We start from the raw sequence: 19,320 nt of genomic DNA on the forward strand, positions 1-19,320 counted from the left end.
GCTGGCCGACCCTCACCACCGACGTGCCGCTGCTGCATGGCAACGCACGCCCTGAATGGACACAGCGTTACTCGTCTTCCTGATCCTGTTGAACGGCCTCTTCGCCATGTCGGAGATGGCCCTTGCATCGAGCCGCAAGGCGCGCCTGCAGGTGATGGTGGAAGGCGGTGAACCCGGTGCGCAGGTCGCGATGGACCTGCACGACAACCCGACGCGGTTCCTCTCGACGGTGCAGATCGGCATCACGTCGATCGGCGTGCTCAACGGCATCGTCGGCGAGGCGGCCTTCGCCGGGCCGCTGTCCGAGTGGATGCTCTCGCACTTCGACATGCCCGAGCGCGTCGCTTCGATCACCAGCACCGGCCTGGTGGTGGTGGTGATCACCTTCAGCACCATCATCTTCGGCGAACTGGTGCCCAAGCGCCTGGGCCAGATGTTCCCCGAGATGATCGCGCGGCTGGTGGCGCGGCCGATGCTGTGGCTGTCGATCGCGACCCGGCCTTTCGTTGCGCTGCTGTCGATCTGCACCGAAGGCATGCTGCGCCTGCTGGGCATCAAGGCCGGGCCCAGCCGCAGCGTGACCGAGGAGGAGATCGCCGCCAGCCTCGAGGAGGGCCTGGACGCCGGCATCATCGAGCACCAGGAGCACCAGATGGTGCGCAACGTGTTCCGCCTCGACGACCGCGAGGTGGGCTCGATGATGATCCCGCGCAACGAGATCGCCTGGCTCGACGTGTCTGCCCCGCTGGCCGATACGCTCGCGCTGATGGCCGAGCACGGCCACACCCGCTACCCGGTGTGCCGCGGCGGCATGCAGGACGTGATCGGCGTGGTGTCCGCGCAGAGCCTGCTGCCCGCGCTGGCGCGCGGCGAGGCGCCGTCGCTCACCGAGCACCTGAGCCCGCCGGTCTTCGTGCCCGAGACGCTGTCGGGCATGGAGCTGCTGGAGCACTTCCGCGCGTCCAGCGCGGAGCTGGTCTTCGTGGTCGACGAATACGGCGAGGTGCAGGGCGTGATCACCGTGCGCGACGTGCTGGAGGCGATCACCGGCGAGTTCGGCATGCCCACCGACGACGACGCCTGGGCCGTGCCGCGCGAGGACGGCAGCTGGCTGTTCGACGGGCTGATCCCGATGCCCGAGCTGAAGGACCGCCTGCACCTGAAGGAACTGCCCGAGGAAGACCGCGGGCGCTACAACACCCTGGCCGGCATGATCATGCTGCTGCTGGGCCGGCTGCCGCGCACCTCCGACAAGGTGGAGTGGGGCGGCTGGCAGTTCGAGGTGGTCGACCTCGACGGCAAGCGCGTGGACAAGGTGCTGGTCAGCCGCCTGGCCTCTCCCATCGAAGTGAGCGAAGAATGATCAACCCCGCCCTGCACAAGAACCCCGTCCCGCTCGACCGGGACCAGCACCGCCAGCTGCGCGTGCGCCAGGACCACACCGACATGTCGCACACCGCGGGGCTGAACTCGATGTTCATCACCGCGGTGGAGTTCGCCGACGCCTGCAAGGAGTACCCCGTCGTGTTCGTGCGCGCCGGCACCGATCCGCAGACCGGCCGTGCCGACATCGCGCCGGTGGCGGTGTTCGGGCTCACGCAGTCGGAGAACCTGTTCCTCGACGGCGGCCGCTGGCGCGCCGACTACGTGCCGGCGGTGCTGCGCGCCTACCCGTTCGCGATGGCGCAGGTCGGCGAGCAGAACTACGCGGTGTGCATCGATCCGGACTGGGCCGGGTTCTCGCAGGCCGAGGGCATCGCGCTGTTCGACGAGGCCGGCTCGCCGTCGAGCTACCTGAAGGAGATGCAGCAGTTCCTTGAGAAGCTGGAGCTGGAGGTGCAGCGCACCCGGCTCGTGGGCCAGAAGCTGGTCGAGCTGGAGCTGCTGCGCGACATGCGCTTCGACGCCACGCTGCCCGACGGCAACAAGCTGACGGTCGACGGTTTCCTGGCGGTCGACGAGCAGAAGTTCGCCGCGCTGCCCGACGACAAGGTGCTCGAGCTGCACCGCAGCGGGGTGCTCGGCCTGGTCAACGCCCACCAGGTGTCGCTCGGCAACATGGCCCGCCTGCTGCAGCGGCGCAGCCAGCGCGTCGCCGCCGCCTGACGGCGCCCGCCGCCGCCGCAGCGGGCGCGGCCCGCGCCGGCCGGTGCGTGCGCAACTCGCACAACCCCGGCCCGCCGGCGGCTAGCATCGTCGACCGGGCCCGCAGGGGTGGGCCGCAGGAGCCATGCATGTCGGCCTCGGCCTTCGAAGGATTTTTGTCCACGCCGCAGATGCTCGCCGTGTTCGGCGAGGAGGCCATCGTCCAGGGGATGATGGATTTCGAGGCGGCGCTCGCGCGCGCCGAGGCGGCCGTCGGCCTGATCACGCCGCAGGCGGCCACGGCCATCGCCGGCGTCTGCCGCGCCGAGCTGTACGACGTGCCGGCGCTGGTGGCGGCCAGCGGCCGCGCCGGCAGCCTGGCCATCCCGCTCGTCAAGCGCCTGACCGAGACGGTGGCGCTGTTCGATGCGCAGGCGTCGCAGGTCGTGCACTGGGGCGGCACCAGCCAGGACGTGATCGACACCGGCATGGTGCTGGCCACCCGGCGCGCGCTGGCGCTGATCGACGACGACCTCTCGGCACTGATCGCGGCGCTGCTGTCGCTGGCGGCGCAGCACGCGGCCACGCCGGTGCTGGGCCGCACGCTGATGCAGCCGGCGTCGGTGGTGAGCTTCGGATTCAAGGCCGCCTGCTGGGCCGCGCCGCTGGTGCGCAGCCAGCAGCGCCTGCATGCCGCGGCGCAGCGGGCGCTGCAGCTGCAGTTCGGCGGCGCGGTGGGCACGCTGGCCACGCTGGGCGAGCACGGCCCCGCGGTGGCGCAGCACATGGCGCAGCAGCTGCGGCTGCCGCCCTGGCAGGGCGTGTGGCACACGCAGCGCGACGACTGGGTGGCCCTGGGCTGCGAGGTCGGCGTGCTGGTGGGGGCGCTGGCCAAGTTCGCGCGCGACCTGTCGCTGATGAGCCAGGGCGAGATCGGCGAGCTGGCCGAGCCCAGCGGCGCCGGCCGCGGCGGCTCGACGGCGCTGCCGCACAAGCGCAACCCGGTCTCCAGCATGGTGGCGCTGGCCGCCGCGCAGCGCGTGCCGCACCGCGTCGCGGCGCTGCTGGGCGCGATGGCGCAGGAACACGAGCGCGGGCTGGGCAACTGGCAGGCGGAGCTGGCGGAGTGGGCGGGCCTCTTCATCAGCGCGCACGGCGCCGTGCACGCGCTGGCCGAGGCGGCCGCGGGCCTGCAGGTCCATCCGCAGCGCATGCGCGCCCACATCGAGGCGCTGCAGGGCCTGGTGACGGCTGAGGCGTGCAGCACGCGGCTGGCCGCCGTCATCGGCAAGCCGGAGGCGCAGCGTTTGCTGGAGGGCTTGTCGCGCCGGGTGATGGACGAGGGCCGCCACCTGCGCGAGCTGGTGCTCGAGGCCGTCGCCGCCGATCCGCGCCTGGAGGCCGGCATCGAGGCCGGCGAGATCGAGCGCCTCTTCGACCCCGACCACGCCACCGGCGCCGCCGCGGCACGCACGCGCGAGCAGCTCGCGCGGCTGCAGCCGCTGGCCGCGGCGCTGGCGGCGGCCAGGCCGTTCGCGGAACCGGCCTCCACGATCGACGATGTACAGGAGATGTCTGCATGAGCAGCCGAAACGATGACTTCGACCGCGGCCTGAAGAACCGCCGCGCCGTGCTGGGCGACGCGTGGGTGGACAAGTCCACCGCCGGCGCCACGGCCTTCAACGCCGAGTTCCAGGAACTGATCACCCGCTACGCCTGGCACGACATCTGGGGCCGCCCGGGCCTCGACCACACCACGCGCCGCCTGCTCGTGCTGGGCATGACGATGGGCCTGGCGCGCTGGGAGGAGTTCGAGCTGCACTGCGGCGCCGCGATCCGCGGCGGCGTGCCGCTGGAGGCGATCAAGGAAACGCTGATGCAGGGCGCCATCTACTGCGGCGTGCCGGCGGCCAACACCGCCTTCAAGCTGACGATGGACATCCTGCGCAAGGAGGGCCTGCTGCCCGGCCCGGCGCCGCTGACCGACGGCCCGCGCGTGCAGGTGCACCACACCTTCAGCCAGCCGCAGCTCAAGGTGGCGGTGCAGGGCACCGAGAGCGGCCTGCCCATCGTGCTCAGCCATGCCCTGGGGCTCGACCTGTCGATGTGGGACGGCCTGGCCGCCGAACTGGGCAAGTCGCACCCCGTGCTGCGCTACGACCACCGCGGCCACGGCGGCTCGGCGGTGCCCGAGGGCACCTACACGCTCGACCAGATGGTCGACGATGCCGCGCGCCTGATCCGCGAATGGGGCCGCGGGCCGGTGCTGTTCGTCGGCCTGTCGATGGGCGGCATGGTGGGGCAGGGGCTGGCCATCAGGCACCCCGAACTGGTCAAGGGCCTGGTGGTGGCCAACAGCACCGCGCAGTACCCCGACGCCGCCAAGACCGCCTGGATGCAGCGCATCGAGGCCGTCAACCAGGGCGGCATGGGCGCGGTGGCCGACATGGTGGTGCTGCGCTACCTGCACGACGACCACCGCGCCGCGCACCCGGCCGAGGCCGCGGCGCTGCGCGCGAAGCTGATGCGCTGCTCGCCGCAGGGCTACGCCGCCGCCTGCCACGCGGTGATGGCGGTGGACTGGCTCGGGCAGCTCGACCGCATCGCCGCGCCGGCGCTGGTGATCGCCGGCGCGCGTGATGCCGGCGCCACGCCCGCGATGTCGCAGGCCATCGCCGAGCGCATCCCCGGCGCGGTGCTCGAGGTGATCGCCGACGCCAGCCACCTGAGCGTGGCCGAGGCGCCCGCCGAGTTCAACCGGCTTCTGCAGGCCTTCATCGGCCGGCTGCGGCAGGCGGCGTGACGGACGCGGCCACCTCGATCCACACGCTCGCCAACGGCGTGCGCGTGGTGGCGCTGCGGCTGCCGCACCTGGCGAGCGCCAGCGTCAGCGTGTTCGTGCGCACCGGCAGCCTGCACGAGACGCGGCGCAACAACGGCATCAGCCACGTCGTCGAGCACATGGCGTTCAAGGGCACGCACGGCCGCGACTGCCAGCAGATCAACCTCGATGCCGAGCGCCTGGGCGCCGAGGTCAACGCGCACACCGACAAGGACCACACCGCGTACCACATGCGCGGCCTGGCGAAGGACGCGGGCCGCTTCGTGCACATGCTGGCCGATATCGTGCGCAACGGCACCTACCCGGACGCCGAGCTGGAGCGCGAGCGCCAGGTCATCCTGCAGGAACTGGCCGAGGACGAGGACGACCCCGTCTCCACCGCCTACAAGCTGTTCGACCACCACTGCTTCGGCAGCCACGCGATGGCGCTGCCCGTCATCGGCGCGCGGCGTGTGATCGAGACGCTGAAGCGCGACGAACTGCTGGCCTACGTGGGGCGGCAGTACACCGGCGCCAACGTCGTCGTGGGCGCTGCGGGCAGCATGGACGTGGACGAACTCGTGGCCACGGCCGAACAGGCCTTCGGCAGCATGCCGGCCGGCCACCCGAACGCGGTGCCGCCCGCGCCGCACATCGGCGGCGCTTCAGCGCGCCGGCAGACGGGCGCCAGCCAGACGCACGTGGTGCTGGGCTTCCCCATCCCCGCGCTGGCCGAGCCGCACCATGCGAGCCTGATGGCCGCCGCGGTGTTCGGCGAGGGCATGAGCTCGCCGCTGATGGACGAGATCCGCGAGCGGCGCGGGCTGGCGTACTACGCCTCGTGCTCGGCCGACGTGTACGAGCCCTGCGGCCAGTTCATCGTCGAGGCCTCGATGGCGCCGGAGCACGTCGACGAGTTCTTCGGCGCGGTGTCGCAGCTGCTGGCCGCGCAGGCCGAACGCATCGACCCGGTGGCGCTGCAGCGTGCGCGCAGCCAGCTCATCGTGCGCGAGGTGCTCGACCAGGAGCGCCCGCAGCGCCAGCTCGAACGCGCCGTGCTCGACCTGATGGCGCTGGGCCGCGTGCGCACGCCGGCCGAGCGCGCGGCGGCGCTCGATGCCGTCGGCGCCGACGAGGTGCGCCAGGCCTTCGCGCAGCTGCTCGCGCGGCCCCCCGCGCTGGCGCTCGCCGGCCGCGTGCGCCCCGGCGCGCTGGACCGCGCGCGCGAGGCGCTGGCGGCGCAGCGCATCGGCGGCTGAGCCGGGCTCAGCGGCAGGCGTAGCTCGCCGCGGCGTTGACGTCGCCGCCGAGGTAGGCCGCCTGCTTCGGGTACATGCACAGCGGGCGGCTGCGTGCCGGCGTGACGTTCGCCGCCGTCGTCGCGGGCACGGCTTCGGCCGGCGCGGTGCCTTTCTCCACCCAGTCGACCATCATCGAGAAGAACTCCATCTGCGGGCTGGCGACGTTGCCGTTCGGCGCGCGCGGCGTGGCGCCCGGCGTGCCGGCGCCGCTGCAGTGGCCCAGGCCCGGCATCATGTAGAGCCGCGCGAAGGCCTGGGCGCCGGCATAGCCGCCCTGTTCGCCCGCCAGCCGCTCGTAGTAGTTGAGCGTGCCCTGCGGGAAGATCAGCGGATCCGACAGGCCGTGGAACATCACCAGCTTGCCGCCGCGCGCCTTGAAGGCGGAGAGGTCCGGGCTGTCGGTGCCCAGCACCTCGTGCGTCAGGGCGACCGACTTGCTGTACATCGCGTAGAAGGAGTTCACCCCGCCGTAGGTCACGTTGCGCACGCGGTTCTGGCCGTTGCCGGTGGCATTGGTGAACGAGGTGCTGCCGTAGCTCGGGTCCTGCATCACGATGGCGATGTGGTCGGCGCCGGTGCCGAACGGGTTCGTGCCTGCCAGCGACGCCAGGTTGGTGCCGCGGGTCAGCCCGTACCAGAGCTGGTTGGGCTGCAGCACGAGGTTGAAGCCGTTGTCGCGTGCCGGTGCCGGCACCTCGCCGCTCTGTGTCGGGCCGTGCCAGATCTTGTTGAGGGCGCTGGCCTCGGCGAGCGTGAGGCACGAGGCGGTGTTGTTGCTGCCGCCGGCGCTGGTGCACAGCAGCGCCGCGTCCTGCGCGGGGTCGTAGGTGCACTGCCCGGGCTGCTCGATGAAGCCGTCGGCCTGGCCGGTGAGCGTGCTGCCGCAGGCGGCCACCGCGGCGGCCGTGGCCGCGGTGAGCTTGGCGCCGGCGATGGGGCCGCCGAGGTCCTGCTGCATCACGATCTGCGGCCACATCTGGGCGGGGTGGAAGCGGTCCCAGTTGAAGGCCGGCGCGCCCGCGACGATGCCGTCGAACACCTCCGGATGGCGCTGCGCCATCATCATCCCCTGCCGCCCGCCGGTGGAGCAGCCCAGCCAGTAGTTGCGCGTGGGGCCGCTGCCGAAGTAGGCCGCGGCCATCGCCTTCGACTTGGCGGCCATCTCGACGAGCGAGCGCTCGGCGTTGTCCTTCAGCAGCACGTGGTTGATGCTGCCGTCGGGCAGCATGCCGAACGAGCCGCTGCTTCCGCCCTTGTCGTGCCCGGTGTCGGTGAACGAGCTGACGTAGCCCTGGCCGGCCATCTGGGCCGCGAGTGCGCTGGCGAGCGCGGCGGGATCCTTGGTCGCGGTGCCGCCCTGCCAGCCGCCGCCGCCGACCGCGACGTACTTCTGGTTCCAGGCTGCCTTCGCGGGCAGCCACAGCTCGACGCCGATGCCGCTCGACGTGGAGGGCGCGTCGGCCGGTCCGGGATTGCCCGGGCCCACGACGAGCTTCACGCGGCACAGGTCCGCGGCGGCGGTGGGCGCATTGGCGGCGCCGGTCAGCGGGGCGTCCTTGGCGAAGGCCTTCACGTCGAGGATGGTGGTGTCGCTGGCGAGGGCATGGCTTTTCAGCGTGTCGTCGCAGTTCAGCGCCACGGGCGGCGCGGGCGTGTCGTCGTCGTCATCGCCGCCGTTGCCGCCGCAGGCGGCGAGCAGCGTGGCCGCGACGGCCATCGAGACGGCATGCAGGGGCAGGCGGGGCCGGCAGTGCCGGGGCGGAAGGGCGTGGCTCATGCGGTGGTCTCCTGTGCTGTGGCCCCGGGCGCAGGCGCTGCATCGGCGCCCGCATTCCCGGAGGCTGGCGCATCGTCCGGGCCAGGCCGCGGGCCGGGCGTCGGGGATATCCCTGCGCTCTTACGCTATGCGCACAGTCGTCGTCCGGGCGGGCCGCTGATCCGCTGCCGCGGGCAGGTGCGAACCGATCACTGCGGGCGCGCCGGCTGCCATCCCAGCCGGCGCGACAACTGGTCCGCCGTGCGCTGCAGCGCCTGCGCGAGCGGGCCGTCCCAGCTCGCATCGAAGGTGGCGCTGGGCCCGATCGCGGTGATGCTGAGCACCATCGCCCCCGTGCCGTCGAACACCGGCGCGGCCAGTGCGCTGATGCCCGGCAGCGTCAGCTCGATCGCCCGGGCCATCCGGTGGCGCCGCACTTCGCCGAGCTGGGCCTCGAAGGCCGCGTCGCGCTCACCGTCCATCAGCGGCATCACGGCACCGGCATCGTGGTACGCCGCGAACAGCCAGCCCGAGGCGGTGCCGCGCACGCTCATCACCGTGCCGTGCCGCATCGTCACGTGCACCGGGATCGGCGCCTCGGCCACGCGCACGATCGTCGGGCCGCGGTTGCCCCACACGGCGATCGAGACCGTGTGCCCCGTCTGCAGCGCCAGCTCTTCGATCAGCGGCGTCGCCAGGCGCACCGGGTCGTACTGCTGCAGGCTGATGAGGCCGAGCTGCAGCGCCAGCGGCCCGAGGCCGTAGCGGCCGCTGCCGGGCTCCTGCTCGATCAGCCCCAGCTTGCCGAAGCTGACCAGGTACGGGTGCGCCTTGGCCGGCGGCATGCCGGCCTCGCGTGCCAGGTCCTTCAGCGCCATCGGCCGGCCGTGGTGCGCCAGCGCGCGCAGCAACTGGCCGCCCACCTCGATGCTCTGGATGCCGCGCGGGCCGCGGATTTCGTCGCCCTCTTCCATGGCTGGGGTTTCTACTTAGATTAATGAGTTAGACATTAACGAACTCGTTGACTAAGATCAAGTTCGTTAGACATAGACGAATCCGTTAACCGAAAGCGAATGTCCATGAGCAAAGCCTTTGCCTCCCACGCCGACATGCAGGACAAGCAGGTCAGCTTCACCAAGCTTTCCGACAACGCCTATGCGTACACGGCCGAGGGCGACCCGAACACGGGCGTGATCATCGGCGACGACGCGGTGATGGTGATCGACACGCAGGCCACGCCGGTGATGGCGCAGGACGTGATCCGCCGCATCCGCGAGGTGACGGACAAGCCGATCAAGTACGTGGTGCTGAGCCACTACCACGCGGTGCGCGTGCTGGGCGCTTCCGCCTACTTCGCCGAGGGCTGCCAGCAGATCATCGCCAGCCGCGACACCTACGACCTGATCGTCGAGCGCGGCGAGCAGGACAAGGCCAGCGAGATCGGCCGCTTCCCGCGCCTGTTCCGCAACGTCGAGTCGGTGCCCGCGGGCCTGACTTGGCCGACCATGACCTTCGAGGGCGAGATGAGCATCTGGCTCGGCAAGCTCGAGGTGAAGCTCAAGCAGATCGGCCGCGGACACACCAAGGGCGACACCATCGCCTACCTCGAGGATCAAAAGATCTGCTTCGCCGGCGACCTGGTGGAGTACCAGAGCACCGCCTACGCGGGCGACTGCTACTTCCGCGACTGGCCGACCACGCTGGACCGCCTCGACGGCTTCGGCTTCGAGAAGCTGGTGCCGGGCCGCGGCGCCGCGCTGGAAACCGCGGCGCAGACGCGCAAGGCCATCGCCTCGACCCGCGGCTTCATCAGCGACGTGTATTCGCTGGTGCTGGCCGGCGTGGCCGAAGGCAAGACGCTGAACGCGATCTACAAGGACGCCATGGCCGCGCTGCGCCCGAAGTACGGCCACTGGGTCATCTTCGACCACTGCATGCCCTTCGACGTGACCCGCGCCTACGACGAGGCCACCGGCCACGTGCACCCGCGCATCTGGACGGCCGAGCGCGACATCGAGATGTGGAAGGCCCTGGAAGGCTGATCGGCAACGCGGAGGAGACATCGCGATGAAGACCAGCGAACTGGCCCGCCCGAAGAGCGAGCCGATCGACTACCAGGCGCTGCGCTTCGACTACGAGCGCAGCCCCGACCAGGACGCACCGGCGCCGGTGCGCCGGCCGGTGGTGGTGGTGGGCGCAGGCCCGGTGGGGCTGAGCCTGGCGATCGACCTGGCGCAGCAGGGCGTGCCGGTGGTGCTGCTGGACGACAGCAACGCGCTGTCCACCGGCTCGCGCGCCATCTGCTTCGCCAAGCGCACGCTGGAGATCTTCGACCGCCTGGGTTGCGGGCGGCGCATGCTCGACAAGGGCGTGTCGTGGAAGGTGGGCCGCGTCTTCCTGAAGGACGAACCGGTCTACGCGTTCGACCTCCTGCCCGAAGGCGGCCAGCAATACCCGGCGTTCATCAACCTGCAGCAGTACTACGTCGAGGGCTACCTCGTCGAGCGCGTGGCCGAGCTGCCGCTGATCGACCTGCGCTGGAAGCACAAGCTCGTCGGCATCGAACAGCACGCCGGCCACGCCACGCTGACGATCGAGACGCCCGAGGGCTACTACACGCTGGAAGCCGGCTACGTGGCCGCGTGCGACGGCTCGCGCTCCGCGGTGCGCCGGCTCATCGGGCAGGAGAGCAAGGGGCGCGTGTTCCGCGACCGATTCCTGATCGCCGACGTGCGCATGAAGCACGACGCTCCCGCCGAACGGTGGTTCTGGTTCGACCCGCCGTTCCACCCCGGCCAGAGCGTGCTGCTGCACATGCAACCCGATGGCGTGTGGCGCATCGACTTCCAGCTCGGCTGGGAGGCCGACCCCGAGGAAGAAAAGAAGCCCGAGAACATCCTCCCCCGCGTGAGGGCGCTGCTGGCGCATTCGTCGGTGAAGGATGCCGAGTTCACGCTCGAATGGGCCAGCGTCTACACCTTCGCCTGCCTGCGGATGGAGCGCTTCCGCCATGGGCGCGTGATCTTCGCGGGCGACGCGGCCCACGGCGTGTCGCCCTTCGGCGCGCGGGGCGCCAACTCCGGCGTGCAGGACGCCGAGAACCTGGCTTGGAAGCTGGCAGCGGTGCTCCAGGGCCGCGTCCAAGGCGCGGCGGCCGAGGCGCTGCTCGACAGCTATGCCGTCGAGCGCGAGTACGCGGCCGACGAGAACCTGCTGAATTCCACCCGCGCCACCGACTTCATCACGCCCAAGAGCGAGGTGAGCCGCCTGTTCCGCGATGCCGTGCTGGAGCTGGCCAAGACCCAGCCCTTCGCGCGCCGCATGGTCAACAGCGGGCGGCTCTCGGTGCCCGCCACGCTCTCCACCTCGCCGCTGAACACCGCGGATGCCGACGGCTTCGCCGGCGCGATGGTGCCCGGCGCCGTGGCAGCCGATGCACCGCTGGGCGCCACGCCGGACGACGGCTGGCTGCTGCCTCGGCTGGGCGGCGACTTCGCGCTGCTGGTGTTCGGCGATGCACCCGCGTGGGCCGCCGACATCGCTCGGGGGCTGCGGGTGGTGGCCGTGCCCGAGGCCGCCGCCTGCGCCTGGCAGCGCTACGACGCGCAGCCCGGCACCGCGTACCTGATCCGGCCCGACCAGCACGTGGCCGCCCGCTGGCGCCGCCCGGCCGCCGACGCCGTGCGCGCCGCGCTCTCGCATGCCTGCGCCGAGGCCTGACCATGACCGCCACCCACACGACCCTGATCACCGAACCGCACCTCGAGGCGCCCGACGACTTCTACGAAGCCTTGATCGACGCGCACCGCGATCTGCCCGCGGCCGAAAGCCATGCGCTGAACGCGCGGCTGGTGCTGCTGCTGGCCAACCACATCGGCACGCTGGGCGTGCTGCGGCAGGCGCTGGACGCGGCCCGCGCCGGCGTGCGCACGGGCGCCTGACGCGACGCGGCCTGAACGACAACGACGGAGACGCCATGCATTTCTTTTCTTCCCTGCGCCGCAGCCTGCGCGCGGCGGCCCTGCCCCTGATCGCGGCGCTGCCGCTCGCCGCTTCGGCGCAGGACGGCAAGCCGATCGAATGGGTGCTGGGCTACGCCGCCGGCGGCGGCAGCGACGTGGTGGCGCGCACGCTGGCCGAGGCCATGGGCAAGTCGCTCGGCCGCACCATCATCGTCAACAACAAGCCGGGCGCGGCCACCAACATCGCGGCCGACTACGTGGCCAAGTCGAAGGACGTCGGCAACGTGATGCTCACCGCCGACTTCGCCACGCTGGCGGCCAACCCGGCGCTGTTCGCGAGGCTGCCCTACGACGCGGAGAGGGACTTCGCGCCCGTCGGCCTGCTGGTGCGCTTCCCGATGCTGCTGGTGGTGTCGCCGCAGGTGCCGGCGCGGAACTACAAGGAGTTCGTCGCCTGGGCGCAGGCCAACGCCGGCGGCACCAACTACGCCTCGGCCGGCATCGGCAGCCCGCACCACCTGGCCGCCGAGCTGCTGCGCGAGCGCAGCGGCCTGAAGCTCATCCACACGCCGTACCGCGGCGCCGGCCCGGCCGTGCAGGACCTGATGGGCGGCCAGGTGCCGTTCATGATCGTCGACAGCGCCAGCATCATCAGCTACCTGAACGCCGGCAAGCTGCGCGCGCTGGCGGTGGCGAGCCCCGCGCGGCTGAAGACACTGCCTGACGTGCCCACGTTCGACGAGCAGGGCGTCAAGGGCTTCGAGGCCTATGCCTGGCAGGGGCTGGCGGTGCCGGCGGCCACGCCGCGCGACACGGTCGACCGCTTCAACCGCGCGCTGGTCTCGGCACTCGATTCGACACAGGTCAAGGCCCGGCTCTTTGCGCTGGCGCTGGAGCCCACGCCCGGCACGCCGGCGCAGATGGCCTCCTACGCCAAGGCCGAGCGCGAGCGTTGGGGCCGGCTGATCAAGGACAACGGCATCAAACTGGATTGAACACGATGGACATGCTTCGGTACCTGCAGGGCTTCGGCAACCAGTTCACCACCGAGGCCGTGCCCGGCGCGCTGCCCCAGGGCCGCAACAGCCCGCAGCAGGTGGCGCACGGGCTGTATGCCGAACTGATCTCCGGCAGCGCGTTCACGGCACCGCGGGCAGAGAACCGCCGCACCTGGGTTTACCGCCGGCAGCCGTCGGTGGTGACGGGCGGCTACGAAGCGCTGCCCCATGCCTTCTGGAAGACCGGCGCGAAGGACGGCGTGAGTGCGCCCCCGAACCCGATGCGCTGGCACCCCACGCCCGTGCCTTCGGCCGAGGCCACGCCGCTGGACTTCATCGACGGCCTGCGCACCGTGGCGCTCAACGGCGATGCCGATGCGCAGACCGGCATGGCCGCGCACCTGGTGCTGGCCAACCGCTCGATGGCGCGGCGCGCGCTGGTCAACGCCGACGGCGAGATGCTGCTGGTGCCGCAGCAGGGCGCCATCCGCGTGACGACCGAGCTGGGCGTGCTCGACGCCAGGCCCGGCGAGGTGGTGCTGCTGCCGCGCGGCGTCGCCTTCAAGGTGGCGGTGGACGGGCCTTCGCGCCTGTACGTCTGCGAGAACTACGGCGCCCCGTTCCGCCTGCCCGAGCTGGGCCCGATCGGCAGCAACGGCCTGGCCAACCCGCGCGACTTCAAGGCGCCCGTGGCGGCCTTCGAGGCCGCCACTCCCGGGTCCTCTGCTGTCGAAGACAGCACGGGCCCCTACGAGATCGTGCGCAAGTACGGCGGCCAGCTCTGGCGCACCCGCCAGCCGGGCACGCCGTTCAACGTGGTCGCCTGGCACGGCAACCTGGCGCCGCTGAAGTACGACACAGCCGACTTCATGGTCATCGGCTCCATCAGCTTCGACCACCCGGACCCGTCGATCTTCACGGTGCTGACCAGCCCGAGCGACACGCCCGGGACCGCGAACTGCGACTTCGTGATCTTCCCGCCGCGCTGGATGGTGGCCGAGGACACCTTCCGCCCGCCCTGGTACCACCGCAACCTGATGAGCGAGTTCATGGGCCTGGTGTATGGCCAGTACGACGCCAAGCCCGAAGGCTTCAAGCCCGGCGGCATGAGCCTGCACAACTGCATGGTGCCGCACGGCCCCGATGCCGAGGCCTTCGACAAGGCCAGCCACGCGCCGCTGCAGCCTCACAAGCTCGACCACACGCTGGCCTTCATGTTCGAGAGCCGCTGGCGCTTCGTGCCCACCGAGTTCGCGATGACCGGCGGCGCGCTCGATGCCGCGTATCCCCAATGCTGGTCGGCCCTCGACGACCGTTTCAAGGCCTGACCTCTTCTTTGCAGGACGACGCATGACCAAGACCCTGGACGCCACCCACGACGCCGCGCTGCAGAGCTGGGTGGCCTCGGCCAACCGCGCCGACGCCGACTTCCCGATCCAGAACCTGCCCTACGGCCGCTTCCGCCGTGCGGGCAGCCAGGAGCCCTGGCGCATCGGCGTTGCCATCGGCGACCAGATCCTCGACCTGAAGGCCGCGGCCGGGCAGGGCACGTGGCCGGCCGACGTGGCCGCGCTGCTGGCGCCGCTGGCCGAGGGCGACCTGAACGCGCTGATGGCGCAGGGCAGTGCGGCCCGGCGCACGCTGCGCGCGGCGCTGTCGCAGGCGCTGCGTGAAGGCAGCCCGCAGCAGTCGGCGCTGGCGGGCGCGCTGGTGCCGCAGGCCGCGGCCGAGATGGCGGTGCCGTGCCGCATCGGCGACTACACCGACTTCTACACCGGCATCCACCACGCGACGACGGTCGGCAAGCTCTTCCGCCCCGACAACCCGCTGCTGCCCAACTACAAGTGGGTGCCCATCGGCTACCACGGCCGGGTGTCGTCGATCGGCGTCAGCGGCCAGCGCTTCAAGCGGCCCCTGGGGCAGACCGCGGGCAGCCCGGAGACGCAGGGCGTGCCGAAGTTCGGCCCCTGCGCGCGGCTCGACTACGAGCTGGAGATGGGCGTGTTCGTCGGCACCGGCAACGCGCAGGGTGAGCCGATGACGATGGCGCAGGCCGACGACGACTGGTTCGGCATGGTGTTGCTGAACGACTGGTCGGCGCGCGACGTGCAGGCGTGGGAGTACCAGCCGCTGGGCCCGTTCCTGTCGAAGAGCTTCGCCAGCACCCTCTCGCCGTGGGTCGTCACGCAGGAGGCGCTGGCGCCGTTCCGCCAGCCGTTCACCCGGCCCGAGGGCGATCCGCAGCCGCTGCCGCACCTGGACTCGGCGGCCAACCGCGAGCGCGGCGCGCTGGGCATCACGATCGAGGTGTGGCTGCAGACGCCTTCGATGGCGGCGCCCGAGCGGCTGTCGAGCGGCAATACCAGCGACGCCTACTGGACCGTGGCGCAGATGCTGGCCCACCACAGCAGCAACGGCTGCAACCTGCAGCCGGGCGACCTGCTGGGCACCGGCACGCTGTCGGGCCCGACGCCGGCGCAGGCCGGTTCGCTGCTGGAACTGACGATGGGCGGCAAGCAGCCGATCACGCTGGCCAACGGGGAGACCCGCACCTTCCTGCAGGACGGCGACACGGTGATCCTGCGGGCCTTTGCCGAGGCGCCCGGCGCACGCCGCGTCGGCTTCGGCGATTGCGCGGGCACGGTGCTGGGCCAGTCCGCGGGTTGAGCGCGGCGGCACTCGCGGCCGGCCAGTGAAAAGGGGCCTTGGCGATCGCCAAGGCCCCTTCCCGTTATTGCAGTGCTGCTGCCTGTGGGTGGCACAGGGCGCCTGCCTTTCCTCCCGGTGATCCGGCCTGCCGGGCTGGGGGGTGCCGCGGACAGGACGCCGGATGGTGCGTTGCAACACCTCTTCTGTCGCCCCCGTGAGCGCGGGATGGCCTACAACCCCCTACCATGCGCGCCGGCACATCGCTCAACAGGAGACACCATGTCCGACGCTGCCTCGCTGGGGCCGCACACCGCCGTCGCCGTCGTCGGCACCGGCAGCATGGGTGCCGGCATCGCGCAGGTGGCGGCGCTGGCAGGCCATGCGGTGCGGCTGTTCGATGCCCATCCCGGCGCCGCCGACGCGGCCCTGCAGCGCATCGGCAATGACCTGAGCCATGCCGTGCAGCGCGGGCGCCTGCAGCCGGCCGACCGCGCCGCGGTGCTGGAGCGGCTGTCGGTCGCATCGTCGATCGCCGGGCTCGACGGCTGCGGCCTCGTCGTCGAGGCGGTGGCGGAGAAGCTCGACACCAAGCAGGCCCTGTTCCGCCAGTTGGAACAGCTGCTGCCGGCCGACGTGGTGCTGGCGACCAACACGTCGTCGATCTCGATCACCGCAGTCGCGCAGGGGATGGTGCACCCGGGCCGCGTGGTCGGCTGGCACTTCTTCAATCCCGCGACCCGCATGCGGCTGGTGGAGGTGGTGCGCGGATTGGAAACCGACCACGCGGTCGCCGACGCGCTGCATGCACTGAGCCGCGCCTGGGGCAAGACGCCGGTGGACGCGCCCAACACGCCGGGCTTCATCGTCAACCGCATCTCGCGCCCGCTGTACGGCGAGAGCCTGCGTCTGCTGGCCGAGGGCCTGGCCCCGGCGCCGGTGATCGACCGGCTGCTGCGCGAGGCGGGCGGTTTCCCGATGGGGCCGTTTGAGCTGATCGACCTGATCGGCGTCGACGTGAACCTCGCGGTGACCGAATCGGTGTTCGCCGCGACCCACGCCGACGCCCGCTACGCGCCCCATCTGATCCAGCAGGAGCTCGTGCGCGCGGGCCGGCTCGGCCGCAAGAGCGGCCGCGGCTTCTACGACTACCAGCTCGACGCCGCGATGCCCACCGCCGCCGCCGTGGAGCCGGCGCCGCTGTTGCCGGCGATGCGGGTCTCGCCGCAGCCGGGCCTGCTCGGTCCGCTGATCGAGCGCCTGCGGGCCGGCGGCCTGGTGGTGGTGGCCGACGGTTCGTTGCCGACCGAGAGCTTCGCCATCGACGAGGTGGCGGTCGCGCTATCCGACGGGCGCACCGCCACCGAGCGCGGCGCCGGCGGGCCGCTGTTGCTGCTCGACCTGGCGCGCGATTTCGCCACCACCCGCGTGCTGGGCGCGACGGCCAGCGTGGGCCACCACGAGCGGCTGCCCACGCTGGCGGCGGCGCTGCAGCCGGCCGGCGTCCAGCTGCTGGCGCTCGACGACGTGGCGGGCCTGGGCGTGCTGCGCGTGGCGTGCTGCTTCGTCAACGAGGCGGCCGACCTCTGCCTCTGGACCGGGACGCTGGCGGCCGACATCGACATCGCCGTGGTGCTGGGCGCAGGCCATCCGCAAGGGCCGCTCGCCTGGGGCGACACGCTCGGCGTCGACCGGGTGGTCGAGGTGCTGCGGCACCTGCAGGCGCACTACGGCGACACCCGCTACCGCTGCTCCCCGCGGCTGCTGCGCGCCCATCACGCGGGCCTGCCCCTGCACGGCTGAAGCGTGCCGGAGGCCACGGCACCTCCGGGTTTGTCCGCAGGCTTTTGCACTTCCCGCGGGCAAGAGGTCTCCCTAAAATTCACCGACCGGTCGGTATATCAATTTTCTCAGAGCCTCCATGTCCCTCCAACGCAGCCCCCAGGAACTCGCCGAGCACGTGCGCGAAGGCATGCTCGCCAACGATCGTGCGACCCGCGCGCTGGGTATGGAGGTCACGCAGGTCGGCCCCGGCACGGCCACCGTCACGATGACGGTGCGCGACGACATGCTCAACGGCCACGACACCTGCCACGGCGGCCTCATCGCCACGCTGGCCGACTCGTCGTTCGCGTTTGCCTGCAACTCATACAACGAGCTGACCGTGGCCTCCGGCTTCTCGGTCGACATCGTGGCCCCCGGGCGGCTGGGCGACGTGCTCACCGCCCGCTGCACCGAGCAGTCCAAGGCCGGCCGCACCGGCGTCTACGACGTCGAGGTGCGCAACCAGCGCGGCGAACGCATCGCGATGTTCCGCGGTCGCTCCTACACCGTCCGCAACAAGCCGGCCGTTGCGGGCTGAACTCCCCCCTGAACCCCACCTCCGGAACCACCGGCCGCGCCGCCCCTGCCGCGGAACGAGGAGACCTGCCATGCCCGTGAAGACCCCCGCCCCCGGCGACCTGGAGCCGATCGAGACCGCCAGCCGCGACGAACTGCAGGCGCTGCAACTGCAGCGCCTGAAGGCCACGCTGCAGCACGCCTACGACAACGTGCCGCACTACCGCCAGGCCTTCGACGCCAAGGGCGTGCACCCGTCGGACTGCCAGTCGCTTGCCGACCTGGCCAAGTTCCCATTCACCACCAAGGCCGACCTGCGCGACAACTACCCGTTCGGCCTGTTCGCGGTGCCGCGCTCTGAGGTGGTGCGCGTGCACGCCTCGTCGGGCACCACCGGCAAGCCGACGGTGGTGGGCTACACGAAGAAGGACATCGACACCTGGGCCGACCTGGTGGCGCGCTCCATCCGCGCGGCCGGCGGCCGCAAGGGCGACATGGTCCACATCGCCTACGGCTATGGCCTCTTCACCGGCGGCCTGGGCGCGCACTACGGCGCCGAGCGCCTGGGCTGCACCGTGGTGCCGATGAGCGGCGGCCAGACCGAGAAGCAGGTCCAGCTGATCAACGACTTCAAGCCCGACATCATCATGGTGACGCCGAGCTACATGCAGGTGATCGTCGAGGAGATGAAGCGCCAGGGCCTCGATCCCGCGGCCAGCTCGCTGAAGGTCGGCATCTTCGGCGCCGAGCCGTGGACGGAAGCCATGCGCAAGGAGATCGAGGCCAGCGCCGGCATCTCGGCGGTCGACATCTACGGCCTGTCCGAGGTGATGGGCCCGGGGGTGGCCAGCGAGTGCATCGAGACGCAGGACGGCCCGGTGATCTGGGAAGACCACTTCTACCCGGAGATCATCGATCCGCAGACCGGCGAAGTGCTGCCCGACGGCAGCGAGGGCGAGCTGGTCTTCACCACGCTGAGCAAGGAGGCGCTGCCCGTCATCCGCTACCGCACGCGCGACCTGACGCGCCTCTTGCCGCCCACCGCGCGCAGCATGCGCCGCATGGGCAAGATCGTCGGCCGCAGCGACGACATGCTGATCATCCGCGGCGTCAACCTCTTCCCCACGCAGGTGGAGGAGGTGGTGCTGGCGCACGGGCAGCTCGGCGGGCAGTACCAGCTCATCGTCACCCGCGAGGGCACGCTCGACGCGGTGGAGGTGCGGTGCGAACTGCTGCCGGAGGCGGACGCCTCGGAAGCCAACATCGCGGCGGTGTCGCGCCACGTGCAGCAGCGCATCAAGACGCTGATCGGCGTCAGCACCCGTGTGGTGGTCGGCCTGCCCGGCTCGATCGAGCGCACGCTCGTCGGCAAGGCGCGCCGCGTCGTCGACCGCCGCACGCGTTGAAGCCG

At 71.4% G+C, this 19,320-nt stretch carries 16 protein-coding genes; 14 read left to right on the top strand and 2 right to left on the bottom strand.

The annotated features are described in order from the left end of the window. Positions 1-55 precede the first annotated feature (55 nt). The 5 genes from V4F39_RS07965 to V4F39_RS07985 all read left to right on the top strand — a co-directional run bounded on the left by V4F39_RS07965 (position 56) and on the right by V4F39_RS07985 (position 6,165). Positions 56-1,363, top strand: coding sequence for a hemolysin family protein (locus tag V4F39_RS07965; RefSeq protein ID WP_332288783.1), 1,308 nt, complete (start codon positions 56-58; stop codon positions 1,361-1,363). Continuing rightward, positions 1,360-2,106, top strand: a complete 747-nt coding sequence (locus tag V4F39_RS07970; RefSeq protein WP_332288784.1) for a SapC family protein — start codon at positions 1,360-1,362, stop codon at positions 2,104-2,106. The genes V4F39_RS07965 and V4F39_RS07970 overlap by 4 nt, the downstream gene beginning before the upstream one ends. 128 nt (positions 2,107-2,234) lie before the next feature. After that, a complete protein-coding gene (locus tag V4F39_RS07975) occupies positions 2,235-3,668 on the top strand; it encodes a lyase family protein (protein ID WP_332288785.1) in 1,434 nt (477 codons plus the stop codon). After that, the gene (gene pcaCD, locus V4F39_RS07980) at positions 3,665-4,888 is read left to right on the top strand and encodes a bifunctional 4-carboxymuconolactone decarboxylase/3-oxoadipate enol-lactonase PcaCD (RefSeq protein ID WP_332288786.1); all 1,224 of its coding nucleotides are present in this window, start codon (positions 3,665-3,667) and stop codon (positions 4,886-4,888) included. Before V4F39_RS07975 ends, pcaCD begins: the two co-directional genes overlap by 4 nt. After that, a complete protein-coding gene (locus tag V4F39_RS07985) occupies positions 4,885-6,165 on the top strand; it encodes a M16 family metallopeptidase (RefSeq protein ID WP_332288787.1) in 1,281 nt (426 codons plus the stop codon). Before pcaCD ends, V4F39_RS07985 begins: the two co-directional genes overlap by 4 nt. A 7-nt stretch (positions 6,166-6,172) precedes the next feature. Here the strand turns inward: V4F39_RS07985 and V4F39_RS07990 are convergent, their stop codons facing one another. Together V4F39_RS07990 and V4F39_RS07995 are read right to left on the bottom strand one after the other, a co-directional pair. Then, positions 6,173-7,984, bottom strand: coding sequence for a tannase/feruloyl esterase family alpha/beta hydrolase (locus V4F39_RS07990; RefSeq protein ID WP_332288788.1), 1,812 nt, complete (start codon positions 7,982-7,984; stop codon positions 6,173-6,175). Positions 7,985-8,172: 188 nt separating this feature from the next. After that, the gene (locus V4F39_RS07995) at positions 8,173-8,937 is read right to left on the bottom strand and encodes an IclR family transcriptional regulator (RefSeq protein ID WP_332288789.1); all 765 of its coding nucleotides are present in this window, start codon (positions 8,935-8,937) and stop codon (positions 8,173-8,175) included. 105 nt (positions 8,938-9,042) lie between these two features. Here V4F39_RS07995 and V4F39_RS08000 point away from each other — a divergent pair, with 105 nt between their 5' ends. From V4F39_RS08000 to paaK, 9 genes are all read left to right on the top strand, one after another. Next, positions 9,043-10,005 carry an MBL fold metallo-hydrolase gene (locus V4F39_RS08000; RefSeq protein WP_332288790.1) on the top strand — a complete coding sequence of 321 codons (963 nt, stop codon included), beginning with the start codon at positions 9,043-9,045 and terminating at the stop codon, positions 10,003-10,005. Between the two features lie 25 nt (positions 10,006-10,030). Then, positions 10,031-11,683: an FAD-dependent oxidoreductase gene (locus V4F39_RS08005; RefSeq protein WP_332288791.1), complete on the top strand. Its 1,653-nt coding sequence runs from the start codon at positions 10,031-10,033 to the stop codon at positions 11,681-11,683. Positions 11,684-11,685: 2 nt separating this feature from the next. Next, positions 11,686-11,904 (top strand): DUF2783 domain-containing protein, encoded by a 219-nt coding sequence (locus V4F39_RS08010; RefSeq protein WP_332288792.1) that lies wholly within the window; start codon positions 11,686-11,688, stop codon positions 11,902-11,904. Between the two features lie 35 nt (positions 11,905-11,939). Further along, complete coding sequence (locus V4F39_RS08015) at positions 11,940-12,920, top strand: Bug family tripartite tricarboxylate transporter substrate binding protein (RefSeq protein WP_332288793.1); 981 nt, start codon at positions 11,940-11,942, stop codon at positions 12,918-12,920. A 5-nt stretch (positions 12,921-12,925) separates the two neighbouring features. Beyond that, entirely contained in the window at positions 12,926-14,251 is a 1,326-nt protein-coding gene (gene hmgA, locus V4F39_RS08020; RefSeq protein WP_332288795.1) for a homogentisate 1,2-dioxygenase, read from the top strand. Positions 14,252-14,273: 22 nt separating this feature from the next. Beyond that, positions 14,274-15,590: a fumarylacetoacetase gene (gene fahA / locus V4F39_RS08025; protein ID WP_332288796.1), complete on the top strand. Its 1,317-nt coding sequence runs from the start codon at positions 14,274-14,276 to the stop codon at positions 15,588-15,590. A 261-nt stretch (positions 15,591-15,851) separates the two neighbouring features. Continuing rightward, positions 15,852-17,372, top strand: coding sequence for a 3-hydroxyacyl-CoA dehydrogenase (locus tag V4F39_RS08030; protein WP_332288797.1), 1,521 nt, complete (start codon positions 15,852-15,854; stop codon positions 17,370-17,372). Positions 17,373-17,490: 118 nt separating this feature from the next. Next, on the top strand, positions 17,491-17,931 hold the full coding sequence (gene paaI / locus V4F39_RS08035) for a hydroxyphenylacetyl-CoA thioesterase PaaI (RefSeq protein WP_332288798.1): 441 nt from the start codon (positions 17,491-17,493) through the stop codon (positions 17,929-17,931). 70 nt (positions 17,932-18,001) lie between these two features. Beyond that, positions 18,002-19,315: a phenylacetate--CoA ligase PaaK gene (gene paaK / locus V4F39_RS08040; RefSeq protein ID WP_332288799.1), complete on the top strand. Its 1,314-nt coding sequence runs from the start codon at positions 18,002-18,004 to the stop codon at positions 19,313-19,315. Positions 19,316-19,320 lie beyond the last annotated feature (5 nt).

It is taken from the genome of Aquincola agrisoli (genome assembly GCF_036621135.1).
In the GTDB taxonomy this organism is placed as follows: domain Bacteria; phylum Pseudomonadota; class Gammaproteobacteria; order Burkholderiales; family Burkholderiaceae_C; genus Aquincola; species Aquincola agrisoli.